Origin of the sequence: Bradyrhizobium sp. Rc2d (genome assembly GCF_900099855.1) — a bacterium.
Lineage (GTDB): Bacteria > Pseudomonadota > Alphaproteobacteria > Rhizobiales > Xanthobacteraceae > Bradyrhizobium.
The window spans coordinates 42,190-60,000 of sequence record NZ_FNCU01000022.1 but is presented as its reverse complement, the minus strand read 5'-3'; the positions used below and the strand labels follow the sequence as shown (position 1 = coordinate 60,000).

Annotated in this window: 16 protein-coding genes; 7 read left to right on the top strand and 9 right to left on the bottom strand. The window is 64.4% G+C overall.

From position 1 onward, the window contains the following. Positions 1–538 precede the first annotated feature (538 nt). The 5 genes from BLV07_RS25425 to BLV07_RS25405 all read right to left on the bottom strand — a co-directional run bounded on the left by BLV07_RS25425 (position 539) and on the right by BLV07_RS25405 (position 6,089). Positions 539–1,627: a TRAP transporter substrate-binding protein gene (locus BLV07_RS25425; RefSeq protein ID WP_091891172.1), complete on the bottom strand. Its 1,089-nt coding sequence runs from the start codon at positions 1,625–1,627 to the stop codon at positions 539–541. Positions 1,628–1,808: 181 nt separating this feature from the next. Then, positions 1,809–3,122: an NAD(P)H-dependent oxidoreductase gene (locus tag BLV07_RS25420; RefSeq protein WP_091891169.1), complete on the bottom strand. Its 1,314-nt coding sequence runs from the start codon at positions 3,120–3,122 to the stop codon at positions 1,809–1,811. Between the two features lie 192 nt (positions 3,123–3,314). After that, complete coding sequence (locus BLV07_RS25415) at positions 3,315–4,115, bottom strand: phytanoyl-CoA dioxygenase family protein (protein ID WP_091891167.1); 801 nt, start codon at positions 4,113–4,115, stop codon at positions 3,315–3,317. Between the two features lie 140 nt (positions 4,116–4,255). Beyond that, complete coding sequence (locus BLV07_RS25410; RefSeq protein ID WP_091891164.1) at positions 4,256–4,933, bottom strand: GntR family transcriptional regulator; 678 nt, start codon at positions 4,931–4,933, stop codon at positions 4,256–4,258. A 298-nt stretch (positions 4,934–5,231) separates the two neighbouring features. Continuing rightward, positions 5,232–6,089, bottom strand: a complete 858-nt coding sequence (locus BLV07_RS25405; protein ID WP_091891162.1) for a sigma-70 family RNA polymerase sigma factor — start codon at positions 6,087–6,089, stop codon at positions 5,232–5,234. 99 nt (positions 6,090–6,188) lie between these two features. Here BLV07_RS25405 and BLV07_RS25400 point away from each other — a divergent pair, with 99 nt between their 5' ends. Beyond that, on the top strand, positions 6,189–6,644 hold the full coding sequence (locus BLV07_RS25400) for a carboxymuconolactone decarboxylase family protein (protein ID WP_091891382.1): 456 nt from the start codon (positions 6,189–6,191) through the stop codon (positions 6,642–6,644). Here the strand turns inward: BLV07_RS25400 and BLV07_RS25395 are convergent. Together BLV07_RS25395 and BLV07_RS25390 are read right to left on the bottom strand one after the other, a co-directional pair. Beyond that, complete coding sequence (locus BLV07_RS25395) at positions 6,613–7,524, bottom strand: alpha/beta fold hydrolase (RefSeq protein WP_244551208.1); 912 nt, start codon at positions 7,522–7,524, stop codon at positions 6,613–6,615. The genes BLV07_RS25400 and BLV07_RS25395 overlap by 32 nt on opposite strands. Before the next feature lie 3 nt (positions 7,525–7,527). Beyond that, positions 7,528–8,346 (bottom strand): alpha/beta fold hydrolase, encoded by an 819-nt coding sequence (locus tag BLV07_RS25390; RefSeq protein ID WP_091891159.1) that lies wholly within the window; start codon positions 8,344–8,346, stop codon positions 7,528–7,530. A 138-nt stretch (positions 8,347–8,484) separates the two neighbouring features. On the opposite strand from BLV07_RS25390, the gene BLV07_RS25385 reads away from it, so the two are divergent. After that, entirely contained in the window at positions 8,485–9,027 is a 543-nt protein-coding gene (locus tag BLV07_RS25385) for a methylated-DNA--[protein]-cysteine S-methyltransferase (RefSeq protein ID WP_091891156.1), read from the top strand. Between the two features lie 112 nt (positions 9,028–9,139). Here the strand turns inward: BLV07_RS25385 and BLV07_RS25380 are convergent, their stop codons facing one another. Continuing rightward, positions 9,140–10,684: an acyl-CoA synthetase gene (locus BLV07_RS25380; RefSeq protein WP_091891153.1), complete on the bottom strand. Its 1,545-nt coding sequence runs from the start codon at positions 10,682–10,684 to the stop codon at positions 9,140–9,142. 189 nt (positions 10,685–10,873) lie between these two features. Further along, complete coding sequence (locus tag BLV07_RS25375) at positions 10,874–12,046, bottom strand: acetyl-CoA C-acetyltransferase (RefSeq protein WP_091891150.1); 1,173 nt, start codon at positions 12,044–12,046, stop codon at positions 10,874–10,876. Positions 12,047–12,196: 150 nt separating this feature from the next. Here BLV07_RS25375 and BLV07_RS25370 point away from each other — a divergent pair, with 150 nt between their 5' ends. The 5 genes from BLV07_RS25370 (at position 12,197) to BLV07_RS25350 (ending at position 17,807) form a co-directional block, all read left to right on the top strand. Beyond that, entirely contained in the window at positions 12,197–12,856 is a 660-nt protein-coding gene (locus BLV07_RS25370; RefSeq protein WP_176945743.1) for a TetR family transcriptional regulator, read from the top strand. Between the two features lie 53 nt (positions 12,857–12,909). Beyond that, on the top strand, positions 12,910–13,668 hold the full coding sequence (locus tag BLV07_RS25365) for an SDR family NAD(P)-dependent oxidoreductase (RefSeq protein WP_091891145.1): 759 nt from the start codon (positions 12,910–12,912) through the stop codon (positions 13,666–13,668). Positions 13,669–13,856: 188 nt separating this feature from the next. Further along, positions 13,857–14,663, top strand: a complete 807-nt coding sequence (locus BLV07_RS25360) for an enoyl-CoA hydratase/isomerase family protein (RefSeq protein ID WP_091891142.1) — start codon at positions 13,857–13,859, stop codon at positions 14,661–14,663. Positions 14,664–14,706: 43 nt separating this feature from the next. Beyond that, the gene (locus BLV07_RS25355) at positions 14,707–16,578 is read left to right on the top strand and encodes an AMP-binding protein (RefSeq protein ID WP_091891139.1); all 1,872 of its coding nucleotides are present in this window, start codon (positions 14,707–14,709) and stop codon (positions 16,576–16,578) included. Between the two features lie 101 nt (positions 16,579–16,679). Further along, positions 16,680–17,807: an acyl-CoA dehydrogenase family protein gene (locus tag BLV07_RS25350; protein WP_091891136.1), complete on the top strand. Its 1,128-nt coding sequence runs from the start codon at positions 16,680–16,682 to the stop codon at positions 17,805–17,807. Positions 17,808–17,811: the final 4 nt, after the last annotated feature.

Below are 17,811 nucleotides of genomic sequence, written 5' to 3'. Positions count from 1 at the left end.
CGCAAGAGAAGTGGGCACGGCGCCACGGCGCCTTTTGCCTTACCTTACGAGCGCCATTGCGGGAAGCGCACACCACGCCCTCCGCTGTCATGCTCCGCGAAAGCGGGGCATCCAGTACGCCGCGGCAGATGTGGTGAGAGCGAGCTCTCTAACGCCGCGCTCTGGAATACTGGATCGCCCGGTCAAGCCGGGCGATGACACTTTTCGGGTCGCTCCATCTCTCGCCTGACTGTGCAATCTTAGCCGCGCTCAACGCAAAAGCCCCGGAGACATCTCCGGGGCTTTCGTCGTGACGCCAGTCCCCCGCTGTCATGCTCCGCGAAAGCGGGGCATCCAGTACGCTGCGGCGGATGTGGTGAGAGCAAGCTCCCCAACGCAGCCCTCTGGAATACTGGATCGCCCGGTCAAGCCGGGCGATGACACCTTTCGGGCAGCTCCATCTCTCGCCTGATCGTGCAATCGTAGCCGCGCTCAACGCAAAAAGCCCCGGAGACATCTCCAGGGCTTTCGTCGTTTCGTCGCTTGCCGCCCGATGCAGCTACGTCCGCGTCCGCATCCGCATCATGAAGCTGTCGAAGCTGAGCTCCGCGACCTGCATCCAGGCCAGCGACTCGCTGCGATAGGCGGTGAGGCTCGCATACATCTTGGCAAAATGCGGGTTGCTCTTGGCGAGATCGGCGTAGACCCCGTTGGCCGCGGCGTAGCAGGCTTCGAGCACCTCCTGCGGGAACGGCTTGAGGATGGCGCCGGCAGCCAGCAGGCGCTTCAGCGCCGGCGGGTTGACCGAATCGTACTTGCCCGTCACCCAGGTGAAGGTGTCCAGCGATGCCGCGCTGATTGCGGCCTGATAGTGCTTCGGCAGCGCATTCCACTTTTCGAGGTTCATGAGGTTGTGGCCCTGGCCGGTGCCTTCCCACCAGCCCGGATAATAATAGTACTTCGCCACCTTCACGAAGCCGAGCTTCTCGTCGTCATACGGTCCCACCCACTCCGCCGCATCGATCGTACCCTTTTCCAATGCGGGGTAGATGTCGCCGGCCGCGATCTGCTGCGGCACGCCACCGAGCTTCGAGATGATGGTGCCCGCGAAGCCGCCGACGCGGAATTTCAGCCCCTTGAGATCATCGACGGTCTTGATCTCCTTCCGGAACCAGCCGCCCATCTGGGCGCCGGTCGAACCTGTCGGCACGCCGATCGCGTTATGCTCCTTCAAGAGATCGTTGAGCATGTCCTGACCACCGCCCCATATCAGCCAGGAAATGTGCTGGCGCGTGTTGAGCCCGAACGGCAGCGCGGTGCCGAAAGTGAAGGCGGGATTCTTGCCCCAGTAATAGTAGAGCGCGGTATTGCCGATCTCCACCGTGCCATTCGAGACCGCGTCGAGCACCTGCAATCCCGGGACGATTTCGCCGGCGGCGAAGGGCTGGATCTGGAATTTATTGTCGGTGATCTCGGCGACGCGCTTGCAGAAATATTCGCAGCCGCCATAGAGCGTATCCAGAGATTTCGGCCAGCTCGCCGCCAGGCGCCATTTCACCTCGGGCATCGATTGCGCGATAGCCGGCGCGGCAACTGCGCTTGCGGCAAGGCCCAGCCCGCCTGCCGTCAGGAATTTACGACGTTCCATGCACTTCCCTCCTGTGATGTCGAGTCCTCGACGAGGGTATCGCGATCTTGGCGCCGCTTTGTCTTCGCCGCTGGCCGACGTTTCTTGGTGTCCGAAATTCAAATGTCCCGGATCGCGGTCAGGATGACGAAAGGGCGGCAGCAAAGCAAGCGCACATTTGGTTGCGCTGCCGGCGACGCCCTCAATGCTGCGCTGCGAATGTGGCCTCCATGGCCTTGCGTGTTTTCACCGTCTCGTTGGCTGCATCGAATTCGACGTCGCTCCAGAGCACCACCGCGCCATGCGCGACGTCATGTCTCAGCTTCACGCCGTGCGCGAGGCCGATCGGCAGCGCGCCGGTCTTCAGGCTCGCGGCCGCCGGTACCAGCTTGCCCCACACCGTGTAGCCGCCTTCGCCATCCAGCATCTCGCCGGCGCGCAAATTGCGTTTTGCAACGGCTGCAACATCGCCGCGGAAGCCTGTGGCCTGTCCGGTCGGCTCACCCCGCAGCGCTGCCGACAACACCGAGATGTTCAGTTCGAGCCCGATCAGATGATAGGGCTTGTACATCGCCGCGAAGCGACCGCTGGCGTCGGTCTTCAGGCCGTATTGCCTGAAGCAGTCGGCGGCATAATCGTTCGGCGCCTCCAGCACGACATAGACGCCCCAGCGCAGGTCGCGAAACACCGGCCGGCCGTCGCGCTCGAGTGAGGAGACCACTTCGACCACGCCCGATCGCTCCAGCACGCCGCCGCGCGAGCGCGGCCGCATGATGTGCGGCAGATCGTCGACGCCGCAGGGTGGAAACAGCAAGCCGTCGGCGGGCACGTCGAGGGCACAGGCATTGGCGATCGCGGCCATCTCGATCGCCGATTTGGTGCCGTCGAGGAAGGAGTTGAACATCTGCGGATTCATCCCGGCCGACTGCGCTTCGCTCGAAGTGAGGCCGTAATGCTGCCAGACGCCATCAGGCGTCACGTCGTGATAGGCCGGCAGATATTTTGTGCCCTTGCCGGCAGCGACGACGTGGAATCCTGTCGCGCGCGCCCAATCCACCATCTCCGCCGTCAGCGCCGGCTGATCGCCATAGGCGAGCGAATAGACCACGCCCGCTTTTCGCGCTTCCTCCGCGAGCAGGGGGCCCGCCAGCACGTCGGCCTCGACATTGACCATCACGATATGCTTGCCGGCCGCAATCGCAGCGCGCGCATGCTTGATGCCGACGGCGGGATTGCCGGTCGCTTCCACCACCACGTCCATCGCGCCGCCGGCGATGGCGCGCACACCATCATCGGTGAAGGTGGTCGCGGCGATGCGCTCCGCGTCCCAGCCGACAGTGCGGCAGGCCTCGCGTGCCCGGTCGCGGTCGATGTCGACGATGACAGGCACCTCCAGTCCCGGCGTGTGCGGCACCTGCGACAAAAACATCGAGCCGAATTTCCCGGCGCCGATCAGCGCGACACGAACGGGCTTGCCGGCGCTAGCGCGGGCTTGCAGGAGGCGGAAGAGGTTCATGGGGGATTCCGATAGTTCAGCATTGCTGATGCGGCTTGCGCTCGGTCCACCTCTCCCCGAAGGGGAGAGGTCGGTTTGCGCAGCAAACCGGGTGAGGGGCCGCAGCTCCGACGAGAGGGCCTAACCCCTCACCCGGCGCTCCGCGCCGACCTCTCCCAATGGGAGAGGTGAAGCACGCCCGTGGCGACGACCTTACTCCGCCGCCTGGCGCGGCGCACGGGCAAGCCGCAGCAGGGCGTCGTCGTCCACCGGCTTGATCGGCGCGAAATCGCGATGTGCGATGTACTCCGGCCGCGTCGGCGTGCGGATGTAGTTCGAGACCGCGTTCAGCGTCAGATACACGATCTTGCGTGGATAGGGCGTGATGTTGCCGCTCGAACCATGCACGAGATTGCCGTGGAACATCAGCATGCCGCCGGGCTTGCCCGTGGGCGCCACGATGCCGCCCTGCTTGACGAGCCGTGTCACGGTGTCCTCGTCCAGCGTCCATAGCGGATAGGAGGTGGTGGCGAGGTCATGCGAGGCTTCGAGATCGCCGGCGTTCTGGCTGCGCGGCACCAGCATCAGCGGGCCGTTGATCGGCATGACTTCGTCAAGGAAGATCGCGATGTTCATCGCGCGCGGCTCCGGCATGCCGTCGTCGCGCTTCCAGGTGCCGTAATCCTGGTGCCATTGCCAGACGTCGCCGGTGAAGGCCGATTTCGCGTTGATCTTGAACTGGTGCATGTAGACCGGCTCGCCGAACACCTGCTCGACCGGCTCGATCATGCGCGGATGTGCGCCCAGGATGCCGAAGGCCTCGTTGTAGAGGTGCGCGGCAAAGGCGGTGCGCGGCGCACCGCTCTTCTCGCGCCAGACTTCGGGCCGGTTGGCGTCGTAGATGCCGACCGCCTCGCGCGCGAGCAGATCGACCTCCTCCGGACTGAACAATTCGGGCAGGAACAGCCAGCCCTCGCGGTGGAAGAACTCCAATTGCTCCTGAGACAGTTTCATGGGTCGTCCTCCTTGATTTTGTTTATTTGTTTTCTCTCTCGTCATGCCCGGGCTTGTCCCGGGCATCCACGTTCTTCGGCGTCGAGCAAAGGCATGGATGGCCGGGTCAAGCCCGGCCATGACGGCGCAGGTGCAAATGACTACGCCGCCGCCTCCTCCGTCGCCCTCAATCTTTCCTCGGTCATCCGTCCCGCCATCTGCGCATGCGCCAGCGCCGCGCGTTCGGCGGCGTTCGCATCGCCCGCGAGAATGTGTTTGGCGATATCGGCATGCTCCGCCCAGGCGCTGCCGCGATAGTCGAGCTCCGACAGCACCGTCGCCATCGAGCGGCGCATATGCGGCCATTGCGGCGCCATCGTCTCCTCGATCACGGGATTGCCGGCGAGCTGATAGATCGCGCGGTGAAAATCGACGTCGAGCACGATGAGCTCGGCGAGCGTCGTGTTGCGGTCGATGCGGCGTCCGGCGGCAAGCGCCGCCTCCAGCCGCGCGCGAGCCGCGGCATCAGTGCCTGCGCGCTCGGCGGCAAGCCGGGCGGCCAGCGCATCGATGGCGCCGCGCACCTCGTAGAGCTGGCGGATGCGTGAGGGGTCGAGCTGGGTCACTTCAAAGCCGCGCTTGCCGCTCTCGGCAACAAGGCCCTGCCGGTGCAACAGATGCAGTGCGTGCGACACCGGCTGGCGCGAGACGCCGAGCTTGTCGGCGAGCTCGTTCTGCCGGATCCGCTGGCCGGGTTGAAGGGTGCGGTCGGAGATCGCCTCCAGGATCCGGGCATAGACCTGGTCGATCAGGTTCGGGAGCGGGTCGAGAGGAATCACGCCGGCGGCTCCGAAAGGCGCAAGAGGGAATACGGAATTCCGTATTCGAAGCTACGCTGCGGGATCGACGGCGTCAAGCGGTACCGGAGGATGGTCCGGTCCCTCATTTCGGAGCAGCTAAGCTATTGATATTGCTAGTGCCGTCTACTGTGCATGGGGTTGTTTTTCGAGAAAAATAATGGCCCAGCCGATGCCATCGGGGATGGTGAGGCAGAAGATGGCCGACTTCACCGAAGCTCGCCTGAAGGCGCTCGGCGCCACCACCGAGCGGCGCAAGACACCGTCGGCCTGTTACTACCTAGCGCTCGAGCACCTCCACATCGAGCGTCGCAATTCGCTCGGCATCGGCCGTAGCATCGATCCCGGCGATCCGGCCGTCCCTGAAGCTGACGCGCAGCGCGATGCGCAGCTGGCCGCCGAGAACGACGGCGACGCCCATTTCGCCATCGACCAGCGCGGCCTGTGCCGCCTGAGCGCGGCCCTTGAAGGTCTGCGCGACCGCGTCGGCGCCGCGGATCTCGGGCAGTGAGCCGAGCCGCACCGCGGCCTGGTCGGCGCGGAACACGACGTCGGGATCGAGCACCGCCAGCAGGCCCTCGAAATCGCCCTCGCGCGAAGCTTTGAGGAAGGCATCGACGATTCCGCGCTGGCGCGACAGATCCGTCTCCGGCACCGGCGCACCCTGCACGCGCCGCCGCGCGCGGCTCGCCAGCTGCCGCGACGCATCGACCGAGCGTCCCACGATCGGCGCGATCTCCTCGAAGGGAACGGCGAACATGTCGTGCAGTACGAAGGCAAGCCGTTCCGCCGGCTGCAATGTCTCCAGCACGACCAGCAGCGCCGCACCGACAGAATCGGCCATCTCCGCCTCGCGCTCCCGCGTCTCGTCGACCGGCTCGGGCACGTGCGGACCCATCGGCTCTTCCTTGCGCGACTTCCGTGCGCGCAGCATGTCGAGGCAGATCCGCGCCACCACGGTGGTCAGCCAGCCGCGCAGGTTCGCGACGTCGGACATATCGTAGCGGCTGACCCGCAGCCAGGCCTCCTGCACGGCATCCTCGACCTCAGCGCGGGAGCCCAGCATCCGGTAGGCGACCGCGCGCAGATGCTCCCGGCTGGCCTCGAACTGGCGGGTGAGAAGATTTTCTTCAGTCATCGGTCACGTTCCCTCATCGCGATCCGTCATGCCTATGACGAAGCCGATCCGGTCGATGTGACCGGAACCTTCGAAATTCTCGAACGGAGACGCAAGATGGTGCACGCACGTATGAATCACCCGGTCATGGTCCTGCCGGAGGCCATGAATGTTCTTCAGTCCCTCGGCAATTTGACCAAACAGGGCCTGCCGGAAAAGCTCCTGGAACTGGTCCACCTGCGCGCCAGCCAGATCAATGGCTGCAGCGTCTGCGTCGACATGCATCCGAAGGTCGCGCGCAAGCTCGGCGAGACCGATGAACGCCTGTTCGCCGTGTCCGCCTGGCGCGAGGTGCCCTATTTCACCGAGGCGGAACGCGCCGCCTTGCCGCTGACCGAGGCGGTCACGCGTCTTGCCGATCGCGAGGATCCGGTGCCGGACGCGATCTGGAACGCGGCCGCCAAGCATTTTGACGAGCGCGAGCTCGCCACGCTGATCCTCTCGATCGCAACGATCAACGTCTGGAACCGGCTGAACGCGACGATCAAGATGCCGGTCGGCGTTTGGAAGGTGTGAACACGTGTGAGGGAGGCACTGACCGTGCACTCCCTCGCCCCGCACTCTGGGAGAGGCAAAGAGATCGCCTACTCCCCAAGAACCTGTTCACCACTTCAGCAAACTCCAGCGGCGCCTGTTCGAACATCCAGTGGCCGGCGTTCGGGATCACCGCCGTCTTGGCGCCTGCGATGTGCTCGGCCAGCACGCGCCACATCACCGACAGGCTTCCCGTTGTCGCGCCGCCGCCAATCAGCAGCGTCGGCGCCCTGATCGCCTGCGCATCCGCGAGTGTGTAGGGTTTGCGCTGCTCGTTGATCTGGCCGAGGAAGGTCAGTGCGTTGTCGCGGAGTTGCTGCTTGGCCGCCGCCGGCACGCGCCGCCAGGAGCCGTCGCCTTCGATGCCTTCGTAAAAATTCTGCAGCGCGCCCTCGATGTCGCCGGCGCGGATCATCTCGACCGAGCGGGCGGTGCGCGCGGCGAGCGGCGGATGCGCGGGCGTGCCGGCGGGGACCGGCAGGCTGGCATCGAGATCACCGCCCGGCTCGGCCAGTACCAGTTTGCGCAACAGATCAGGCCGGGCCTGCGCCACGCGGAAGGCGATGTGGCCGCCGCGCGAATGTCCCATCAGATCGACCGGTCCGGGCTGGACCTGCTCGATGAAGGCGATCGTATCAGCGACATGCTGGGCCATCTTGTAGTCGTCGCCGACGGCATCCCAATGCTCGGGAAAGAAGTGCCGCAGGCTGACCGAGATCACCCGATGCGCCTTCGACAGCGGGCCGAGCACCGAATACCAGGTGCGGAAGTCGCCTAGCGTGCCGTGCACACAGACCAGGGGCGGGCCGTCTCCGACTTCGAGATAGGCCATGTCGTAACCGTTGACGCGAAATGTCTGCATGGGTCAGCTCGCCAGAAAATCCAGCACCACTTCGGAGTATTTTTGCGGTGCCTGCTCGAACATCGGATGCGTTGCGTTCGGGATGATCGCCGTCTTCGAATAAGGCACATGCGCCGCGAGCGCGTGCAGCACCTTCGGCAGCAGGCCCTTGGTCCGCGCGCCCAGGATGAACAGCGTCGGCATTTTGATCGACTCCGCGTCCGCCTTCGAGAACGGCGGGCGATTGTCGCGGACCTGGCCGATCAGTGTCATGGCGTTGTCGCGCAGATTCTGCTTCACCATCGCCGGCAGTCGCGGCCAGGTGCCGGGGCCCTCCAGCGTGTCGACGAAGACGGCGAGGCCGCCGTCGACGTCGCCAGCTGCGATCTTCTCTGCGGAAGCCGTAAAGCGCGCCAGCAGCGGCGAGGGGCCGCCGACGAAATCGGGATCGAGGCTTGCATCGAGCTCGCCGCCGGGCTCGGCGAGGATCAGCCGCCGCAACAGGTCGGGGCGCGCTTGCGCCACGCGGAAGCAGATGTGCCCGCCGCGGGAATGGCCCATCAGGTCGACCGGGCCGAGGTCGAGCTTCTCGATGAAGGCGATAACGTCGTCGACATGCTGAGCAATCGAATAGGTGTCACCGAGGCCGTCCCATCGCGCCGGGAAGAAGTGCCTCAAGCTGACAGCGATCACCCGGTGCCGCTGCGTCAGCGGTCCGAGCACGCAACCCCAGATGCGGAAGTCCGAGAGCGAACCGTGCACGCAGACCAGCGGCGGGCCGCCTTTGTCCTCGCCCACGTCGAGATAGGGCATGTCGTATCCGTTGACGTGGAGGCTTTGCATTCTGGGCTCGCGCGAAGGAACAGGAACTCCTGTGCAAGATTCCCGGAAACCGGGTGGATCGCAACTATTTCCAAGCCTAGATTTCGCAGGAGATCAAAGAGGGGGCCTGCGACGAGGAAGCAAGCCAGGAACCAAGCCATGACCGACCAGCATTTTGCCCTGTTCGACACCAGGATCGGCCTCTGCGCCATCGCCTGGGGCCCGCGCGGCATCAACGGCACGCAATTGCCGATGGGCGGCGAGCAGAAGATCCGCACCCGCATCAGCCAGCGCCATGCTGACGCCGTTGAGACCGAGCCGACCGCCGAGGTGCAGCGGGCGATCGATCGCATCGTCAAACTGCTCGCGGGCGAGGCGGATGATCTCACCGACATCCCGCTCGACCTCGACGGTGTGCCCGAGTTCAACCGCGGCGTCTACGACATCGCCCGCACCATCCCGCCGGGCAAGACCATGACCTATGGCGACATCGCCAAGCGGCTCGGCGGCGTCGAGCTGTCGCGCGACGTCGGCCAGGCGCTCGGTCGCAACCCGTGCCCGATCGTCGTGCCCTGCCATCGCGTGCTGGCGGCCGGCAACAAGCCCGGCGGCTTCTCGGCGAATGGCGGCGTGGTGACGAAGCTGAAGATGCTCGAGATCGAAGGCGCGCTGGTGAACCACACGCCGAGCCTGTTTGATTGAGGTTGCGGGACGCGTAGGGTGGGTTAGCCGAAGGCGTAACCCACCTCTTTCGCCTCCGTGGAGACAAACAGTGGTGGGTTACGCTACGCTAACCCACCCTACGAATCTCCCGCTAAATCTTCGCCGCCGTCTTCGCCCAATACTTGTCGCGCAGATGGCGTTTCACCAGCTTGCCCGTGGGCGTGCGCGGCAGCTCGGCCTCGAAATCGATCGAGCGCGGACACTTGATAGCGGAGAGGCGGCCCTTGCAATAGGCGATCAACTCGGCCTCGAGCGCCTTGCCGGCGCGGCTCATGTCGTGCGGCTGCACCACCGCCTTCACCTCTTCGCCCATCTCCTCGTTCGGCACGCCGAACACGGCGACGTCGGCGACGTCAGGATGGGTGATGAGCACGTCCTCGGTCTCCTGCGGGTAGATGTTCACCCCGCCGGAGATGATCATGTAGGACTTGCGATCGGTGAGATAGAGGAAGCCGTCCTTGTCGAGATAACCGACGTCGCCGAGCGTCGACCAGCCCTTTGCATTGTAGGCCTTCTTCGTCTTTTCGGGATCGTTGTGATAGGTGAAGGCCGGCGCGTCGGCGAAATAGACCGTGCCGATCTCGCCCACCGGCTGCTCCTTGTCGTTCTCGTCCAGAATCTTGACCTTGCCGACCACGGCGCGGCCGACACTGCCGCGGTGCGCCAGCCAATCTTTCGAACTGCAGACGGTGACGCCGTTGCCTTCCGAGCCGGCGTAATACTCGATCAGGATCGGTCCCCACCATTCGATCATCTTGGCTTTGACGTCGATGGGGCAGGGCGCGGCGGCGTGGATTGCGCCCTTCAGCGTGGAGACATTGTATTTGGTGCGCACCTCGTCCGGCAGCTTCAGCATGCGCACGAACATGGTCGGCACCAGCTGCGACTGCGTGACATTGTATTTCTCGACGAGCTTCAAAAATTCCTCGGCGTCAAAATGCTCCATGATGATGGAGGTGCCGCCGAGCACGACCGCCATCATGTTGAAGCGCAGCGGGGCCGCGTGATAGAGCGGCGCCGGAGAAAGGTATATTGTGTCGGCGTTCATGCCGCACATGTTGGCGCAGAGCACGCGCAGGAATGCGTTCGGCTCGTCGATCGGCTTGCCCTCGAACGCCTTCTTGACGCCTTTCGGACGGCCCGTGGTGCCGGACGAATACAGCATATCGTAGCCGGCGACCTCGTCCGCGATCGGCGTTGTCGGCTGCGCGCCTGCTTCCTTGTCGTAGGAGCGGAAGCCCGGTAGCGGCTTGTCCATCATGTAGAAGATCGGCTCGCCTGGCGTGCCCTTGATCAAGCCCTTGATCTGGTCGGCGCATTTCGGCGTGGTGATCACGACCTTGGCGCCGCAGTCCTTGACGATGTAGTCGATCTCGTCCTGCTTCAGATAGCGGCTGATCGCGGTGTAATAGAGCCCGCTGCGCTGTGCCGCCCAGCAGATCTCCATGAAGGCGAGCCGGTTCTCCATCAACAGCGCGATGTGGTCGCCGGCCTTGAGGCCAAGCGAGCGGAAGAGCTGCGCGCCCTGGTTCGAGAGCTCGTCGAGCTCGCGATAAGTGATCGCCTTGCCGGTGCCGGCCATCTGATAGGCGATCTTGTCGGGCGTGGTCTTGGCGTAGACGGACGGATGGGTCATGGCGAAGGTCTCGCAACAAAGAAGGTGTCATCCCGGCGAAAGCCGGGATCCATAACCACAGGGCGTGGTTGTTGAAACGAGATGGAGCTCCGGCGTAGCATAACCACGGCGTCCTGTGGTTATGGGTCCCGGATCGGCGCGCGCTAGAGGCGCGCTTGTCCGGGACGACACCATCTATATGGATGAGGCTTACAGCCGCTCCACGATCGTCACGTTGGCCATGCCGCCGCCCTCGCACATGGTCTGGAGGCCGTAGCGCTTGCCGCGCTGGTGCAGGGCGTGGACCAGCGTGGTCATCAGCTTGGTGCCGGAGCCGCCGAGGGGGTGGCCGAGCGCGATCGCGCCGCCGTTGACGTTGAGACGCTCCGGATCAGCGCCGGTGGTCTTGAGCCAGGCGGTCGGCACCGAGGCAAAGGCCTCGTTGACCTCGAACAGATCGATGTCGCCGATCTTCATGCCGGCCTTCTCCAGCGCGCGCTTGGTCGCGTGCAGCGGAGCGTCGAGCATGATGACGGGATCGCCGCCGGTCATGGTCATATGATGGATGCGCGCGAGTGGCTTGACGCCGAGCTGCTTCAGGCCGCGCTCGTTGACCACCATGACGCCGGAGGCGCCGTCGCAGATCTGGCTGGCGCTCGCCGCTGTGAGCTTGCCGTTCTCGGCGATCAGCTTGACGCCCCTGATGCCTTCGATCGTTGCGTCGAAACGGATGCCTTCGTCGATGTGGTGAGTGTCCTTGCTGCCGTCGGCACGGGTGATCTCCAGCGGCACGATCTCCTTCTTGAAGTGACCCGCTTGCGTCGCCGCGATCGCGCGCTGATGGCTGTTGTAGGAGTACTCGTCGAGCTCATCCTTAGAGAGGCCGTACTTCTCGGCCATCATCTCCGCGCCGGTGAACTGGCTGAACATGATGTTCGGATATTTCTTCTCAATGCCCGGGCTCTTGTAATTGCCAAAACCGTTCTTGGCCGGGAGCTGTGACGACAGGCCCATCGGCACCCGCGTCATCGATTCCACGCCGGCAGCGATCACCACGTCCATCGCGCCGGACATCACGGCTTGCGCGGCGAAGTGCAGCGCCTGCTGCGAGGAGCCGCACTGGCGGTCGATCGAGGTGCCCGGCACGCTCTCCGGCAGTTTTGACGCCATCACCGCATTGCGTGCGATGTTGTTGGACTGCTCGCCGACCTGCATCACGCAGCCCATGATCACGTCCTCGACCTCTGCTGGATCGACCTTGGTGCGGTCGACCAGCTCGTCCAGCACTTTTGCGGCCAGATCGGCCGGATGCCAGCCGGCGAGGCGGCCCCCCTTGCGCCCGCCCGCGGTGCGCGCAGCGGCGACGATGTAAGCCTCGGCCATTCGGTTTCTCCCTGAATTCTTGATTGGGTTGGTTGTCGGCAACGGATTTAAGGGGCGCGAGATCATTTAGTCAATCGATCAATTAACTCTTGTGATAGGGCGCTGCTTGGGCTTATCTGCGCGCCTCACGAGGCATGTTCAGGGATCTCTGTGGCTACCAGCGTACCGACCAAGCTCCCCAGCGGGAAGAATTCCACAGCAGAGAAATTGCTGGTGGCCGCGAGCGAGCTGATGATCGAACGCTCCTCGATCGAGATCTCGCTCTCCGACATCGCCCAGAAGTCCGGCGCCAATGCCGCGCTGGTCAAATACCATTTCGGTAACAAGGACGGCCTGCTGCTGGCGCTGCTCGAGCGCAACGCCGCGACCGAGCTGTCGAATCTCGAATATCTGCTGGCGCAGCCGATCACGCCGACCGCGAAGCTGAAGCTGCATATCGGCGGTATCATCCGGGCCTATTACCGGTTCCCGTACATGAACCGGCTGATCCACTATCTCCTGCACGAGACCAAGCCGGAATGCGCAGATGAGGTGTCGAAGTTCTTCGTCGCGCCGCTGCTCGACTTCCACCGCCGCCTGCTGGCCGACGGCGTCAGCCGCGGCGAGTTCCGCGCCACCGATCCGGTGCTATTCTACACCAGCCTGATCGGCGCTTGCGATCACCTGTTCTTCGGCCGGCACGCGATGTCTCGCGCGACCGGCGTCGGCCCGGTCACCGACGAAGTCTGCCGGCAATACATCAAGCACATGGAAACGCTGATTTGCGGCGGCATCCTCACGCAAGCCGAGGAAACTGCCGCGGCCGGATGATCCGGCTGAACCTCCAAGTCCAGAGAAGAAACGCCCAAGGAAAGGTACAAGCGATGCAGTTGAAAGACGTAGCCGTTCTCATCACCGGCGGCGGTTCGGGCCTGGGTGCCGCGACCGCCCGCGCCATGGCCGCCAAGGGCGCCAAGATCGGCGTGATCGACCAGAGCAAGGAAAACGCCGAGAAGGTCGCCGCCGAGGTGAAGGGCATCGCGCTCCATGCCGACGTCACCAGCGAGGAGCAGATCAAGTCGGCGATCGCCAAGGCGGAAGCCGCGCATGGCGTGGCCCGCGTGCTGATGAACTGCGCTGGCATCGGCGGCTCGCAGCGCATCGTCGGCCGCGACGGCGTCTATCCGCTGGAAAAATTCGCGCGCATCATCAACGTCAATTTGATCGGCACGTTCAACTGCCTGCGGCTGTTCGTCGAGCGGCTCGTCACGATCGAGCCGGTCGGTGAGGAGCGCGGCGTCATCGTCAACACCGCGTCGGTCGCCGCTTACGAAGGTCAGATCGGCCAGATCGCCTATTCGGCGTCGAAGGGCGGCGTCGTTGGCCTGACGCTGCCGGCGGCGCGCGACCTCGCCAGCCAGAAAATCCGCGTCAACACCATCGCGCCCGGCTTGTTCTTCACACCGCTGCTGATGGGCCTCAACGAAGAGGCCCGCAAGAGCCTCGGCGCGCAGGTGCCGCATCCCTCGCGTCTCGGCGATGCCGCCGAATACGGCATGCTCGCAGTGCACATCGTCGAGAACCCGATGCTCAACGGCGAGACCATCCGCCTCGACGGCGCCATTCGCATGGCGCCAAGGTAAGCGGCCCTTCTTACCCTCCCCTGGAGGGGGAGGGTCGGCGCGAAGCGCCGGGGTGGTGTGATCTCTCCACTCGGGCACTGTTCGGTGGGGCGAGACTGTCACCCCACCCCGCTCGCGCTCCGCGCGATCGACCCTCCCCCTCCAGGGGAGCGTGACAGTCCAGCTCATGATTGATGTGTGAGGTCCCCATGTCTCAACCGCTGCTGATCGAGCATGACGACGGCGTCGAACGGGTCACGCTCAATCGCCCCGAGCACCTCAACGCGCTCGATCCCGCGCTGATCGATGCTCTCAACGTCTATTTCCAAAGCCTGCAGCGCAACCGCGACACGCGCGTCGTCGTGCTGAAAGGCGCAGGCCGGAATTTTTGCGCGGGCCTCGATCTCAAGGCCGCGATGGCTCGCCGCGCCGGCCAGCAGGAGCCGCCCGGTGTGACCGAGTCTCTCGACTCGCAGCGGCGCATCGCCGACATCGTGATGCTGATGCGGCGTTGCCCGCAGCCAATTCTCGCGCTGGTGCAGGGCGCCGCGGCCGGTGGCGGCTTCGCGCTGGCGCTGGCGTCCGACATCCGCATCGCGACGAAATCGGCGCGGATGAACTGCGCCTTCATCAAGCTTGGTCTTGGCGGCTGCGACATCGGCACCAGCTATTTCCTGCCGCGCCTCGTCGGCGTGTCCGTGGCATCCGAGCTGATCCTCACCGGGCGCTTCATCGGCGCCGAGCGCGCGCTAGCGGTCGGGCTCGTCTCGGAGGTCGTTGATGAGGACAAGCTCGACGACGCGGCCGCGCCTTATGTCGACGCGATGATGACGGCCTCGCCCGTGGGGCTGCGTCTGTCGAAGGAATGTCTCAACATGAGCGTGGATGCCGGATCGCTGGAAGCTGCGATCGCAATGGAGGACCGCAACCAGGTCCTGTGCAGTCGTTCCGAGGAATTTTCGGAAGGCATCAGGGCCTTCCTTGAGAAGCGAAAGCCTGTCTATATCAAGCGCTGAACGAGAATGATCCGCAAAGGACAATAATTCCGGGAGACGCAAAATGAGTGGAAGCGCGGCGGCAGTGATGACGAAGCCCGCCTTTCGCAAGGTCGAGTGGCTCGCGCGCGACATCGACGTCGAGCGCCGCGGCGACGGCACGCTAGTGCTGAAGTCGCGCATTCCGCTGCAGCTCTATGAGAAGCACATCCCGGCATCGCTGGCGAAATGGGCGAAAGAAGCGCCGGAGCGCATCTGGCTCGCGCAGCGCGGCGGGCCCAACCGCGAATGGCGCAAGGTGTCCTATGGCGAGGCCAAGCGCACCGTGGATGCGCTGACGCAAGCGCTGCTGAACCTCGATCTCGAGGGACGGCCCGTCACGATCCTCTCGGGCAATTCGATCGAGCATGCCCTGATGACACAGGCGGCGATGCAGGCGCGCGTCCCGGCGGCTCCCGTGTCGCCGGCCTACTCGCTGATGAGCCATGATCACGTCAAGCTGAAATACCTGTTCGACCTGATCAAGCCGGCCGTCGTGATGGTGCAGGACGGCCCGACCTTCGAGAAGGCGCTCAGGGCGATCGATCTCACCGGCGTCACTGTCGTTCACGTCGCACGCTCCTGCGAGGGCGTCAAGAGCGTCAGCTTTGCCGAGCTTGCGGCGACGCCGGTCACGAGGGATGTCGAGGCGTCGATCGCGAAGATCACGCCGCAGACCATCGGCAAGCTGCTGTTCACCTCCGGCTCGACCGGCATGCCCAAAGCCGTCATAAACACCCAGGAGATGATGTGCGCCAATGCGGCGATGATGATGCAGGTGCGGCCACGTACGCCGGGCGGCCCGCTGCCGACCGTGCTCGACTGGATGCCCTGGAATCACACCATGGGCGGCAATGCGGCATTCCACCCCGTGCTGGTCGAAGGCGGTACGCTCCATATCGATGACGGCCGGCCGATGCCGGGCCAGTTCGAGGAGACGTTGCGCAATTTGCACGAGATCTCGCCGACCTATTACGCCAACGTGCCGGCCGGCTATGCCGCGCTGGCGGCGGCGATGGAGAAGGACGACGCGCTGTGTCGCTCCTTCTTCAAGAATCTCTCGATCATGGCCTATGGCGGCGCGCGGCTGCCGGACGATCTCTACGATCGCATGCAGGCGCTGGCGGTGAAGACGACCGGTGAGCGCATCGTGTTCTACACCGGCTGGGGCTCGACCGAGACCGCGCCGACCTCGACCGGCACCTATTGGGACACCGAGCGAGTCGGCCTGATCGGCCTGCCGTTCCCCGGAGTCGAATTGAAGATGGTGCCGTGCGGCTCGAAATACGAGCTGCGCCTGCGCGGCGTCAATGTCACGCCTGGCTATTTCGGCCAGCCGGAGCTGACGAAGAAGATGTTCGACGAGGAAGGCTTCTACTGCATCGGCGATGCCGGCATTTTCGTCGACGATTCCGATCCGGTGCAGGGCATCATCTTTGCCGGGCGCGTGGTGGAAGACTTCAAGCTCACCACGGGCACGTTCGTGCATGTCGGTTCGCTCCGTACCGATGCGATCGCGGCGACGACGCCCGTCGTGCATGACGCGCTGGTCGCGGGACAGGATCGCGCCTTCATCGGCCTGCTCGCCTGGCCAAACCTGCATGCCTGCCGCCAGCTCGTCGGCAATCCTGACCTGAGCTTTGCGGATGCAGTGAAGCACCCTGAGGTAATCGCCCGCTTCAGGCGCGGGCTGGAGACGCACAACCGGGAGTGCGAAGGCGCCAGCAGCCGCATCATCGCGCGCGCCATGTTGATGGTCGAGCCGCCCTCGATCGACGGCAACGAACTCACCGACAAGGGCTACATCAACCAGCGCGCCGGCTTAGAGCGCCGCGCAGCGCTGGTGCAGCGGCTTTATGCGGACAAGCCGGATCAGGATGTGATCGTGCTGCGATGAGTGCACAACGCTCTCACCTCGTCATTCCCCGGGCTCGCAGCTTCGTTGCGCCCCGGAATGACGGCATCAATGAATGACAACGAATAAAAAGGTAGCCCGCCATGAACTTCGATTTCTCCGACGACCAGAAGCAGCTTCGCGACCAGGCGCGCAAATTCCTCAACGAGAAGTGCTCGCCCAAGGCGGTGCGCATCGTGCTCGACGGCAAGGCGCCCTATGACAAGGAGCTGTGGAAAGGTCTTGCCGAAATGGGATTTCTCGGCGTTGCGATCCCGGAAGAATTCGGCGGTGCGGGTGCCGGCCATCTCGAGCTCTGCGTGATCGCGGAGGAGATGGGGCGGGCCAATGCGCCGGTGCCGTTCTCCTCGACCGTGTATCTTGCCGCCGAAGCGCTGCTGATCGCCGGCAGCGACGCGCAAAAGAAGAAGTGGCTGCCCGCGATTGCTTCGGGCGAAGCGATCGGCACTCTGGCGCTGTTCGAAGGCAAGGGCAATCCGTCACCGAAGAATGTCAAGCTGGCTGCTGCGAATGGCGTGCTCAACGGCGTCAAGAAGCCGGTGGCCGATGGCGCCATCGCCGACTTCGCGGTGGTTGCCGCGCGCACGGGATCGAGTGGGCGTGAGAATGATATCTCGCTGTTCCTGGTCGATCTCAAAGGCGCGGGTGTTGAGGTGAAAAATCTCACCAATCTCGATCCCACCCGCGGGCAGGCCGAGATCACCTTCAAAGACTGCAAGGCCGAGCCGCTGGGTGCTGCCGGCGACGGCTGGAGCATCCTCAGCCAGGTGCTCGACCGCGCCGCGGTGTTGTGCGCCTTCGAGCAGGTCGGCGGCGCCGACCGCGCCCTGGAGATGGGCCGCGACTACGCGCTCGACCGCATCGCCTTCGGCCGTCAGATTGGTTCGTTCCAGGCCATCAAGCACATGCTCGCCGACATGTACGTCTCGGCGACGCTGGCACGCTCCAACAGCTATTACGGTGCTTGGGCGCTCTCGACCAACGCTGCCGAATTGCCGGAAGCGGCGGCGGCCGCGCGGATCAGCGCGACGCAGGCCTTCCAGCACTGTGCCAAGAACAACATCCAGGTTCACGGCGGCATGGGTTTTACCTGGGAGTTCGACTGCCACATGTACTACCGCCGCGCCAGCGCCACGGCGCTCGGGCTCGGCAGCCTCACCTATTGGGAAGACCAGTTGATCGACCGCATGCGGAAGAAGAACGCGGCGTAAGCTA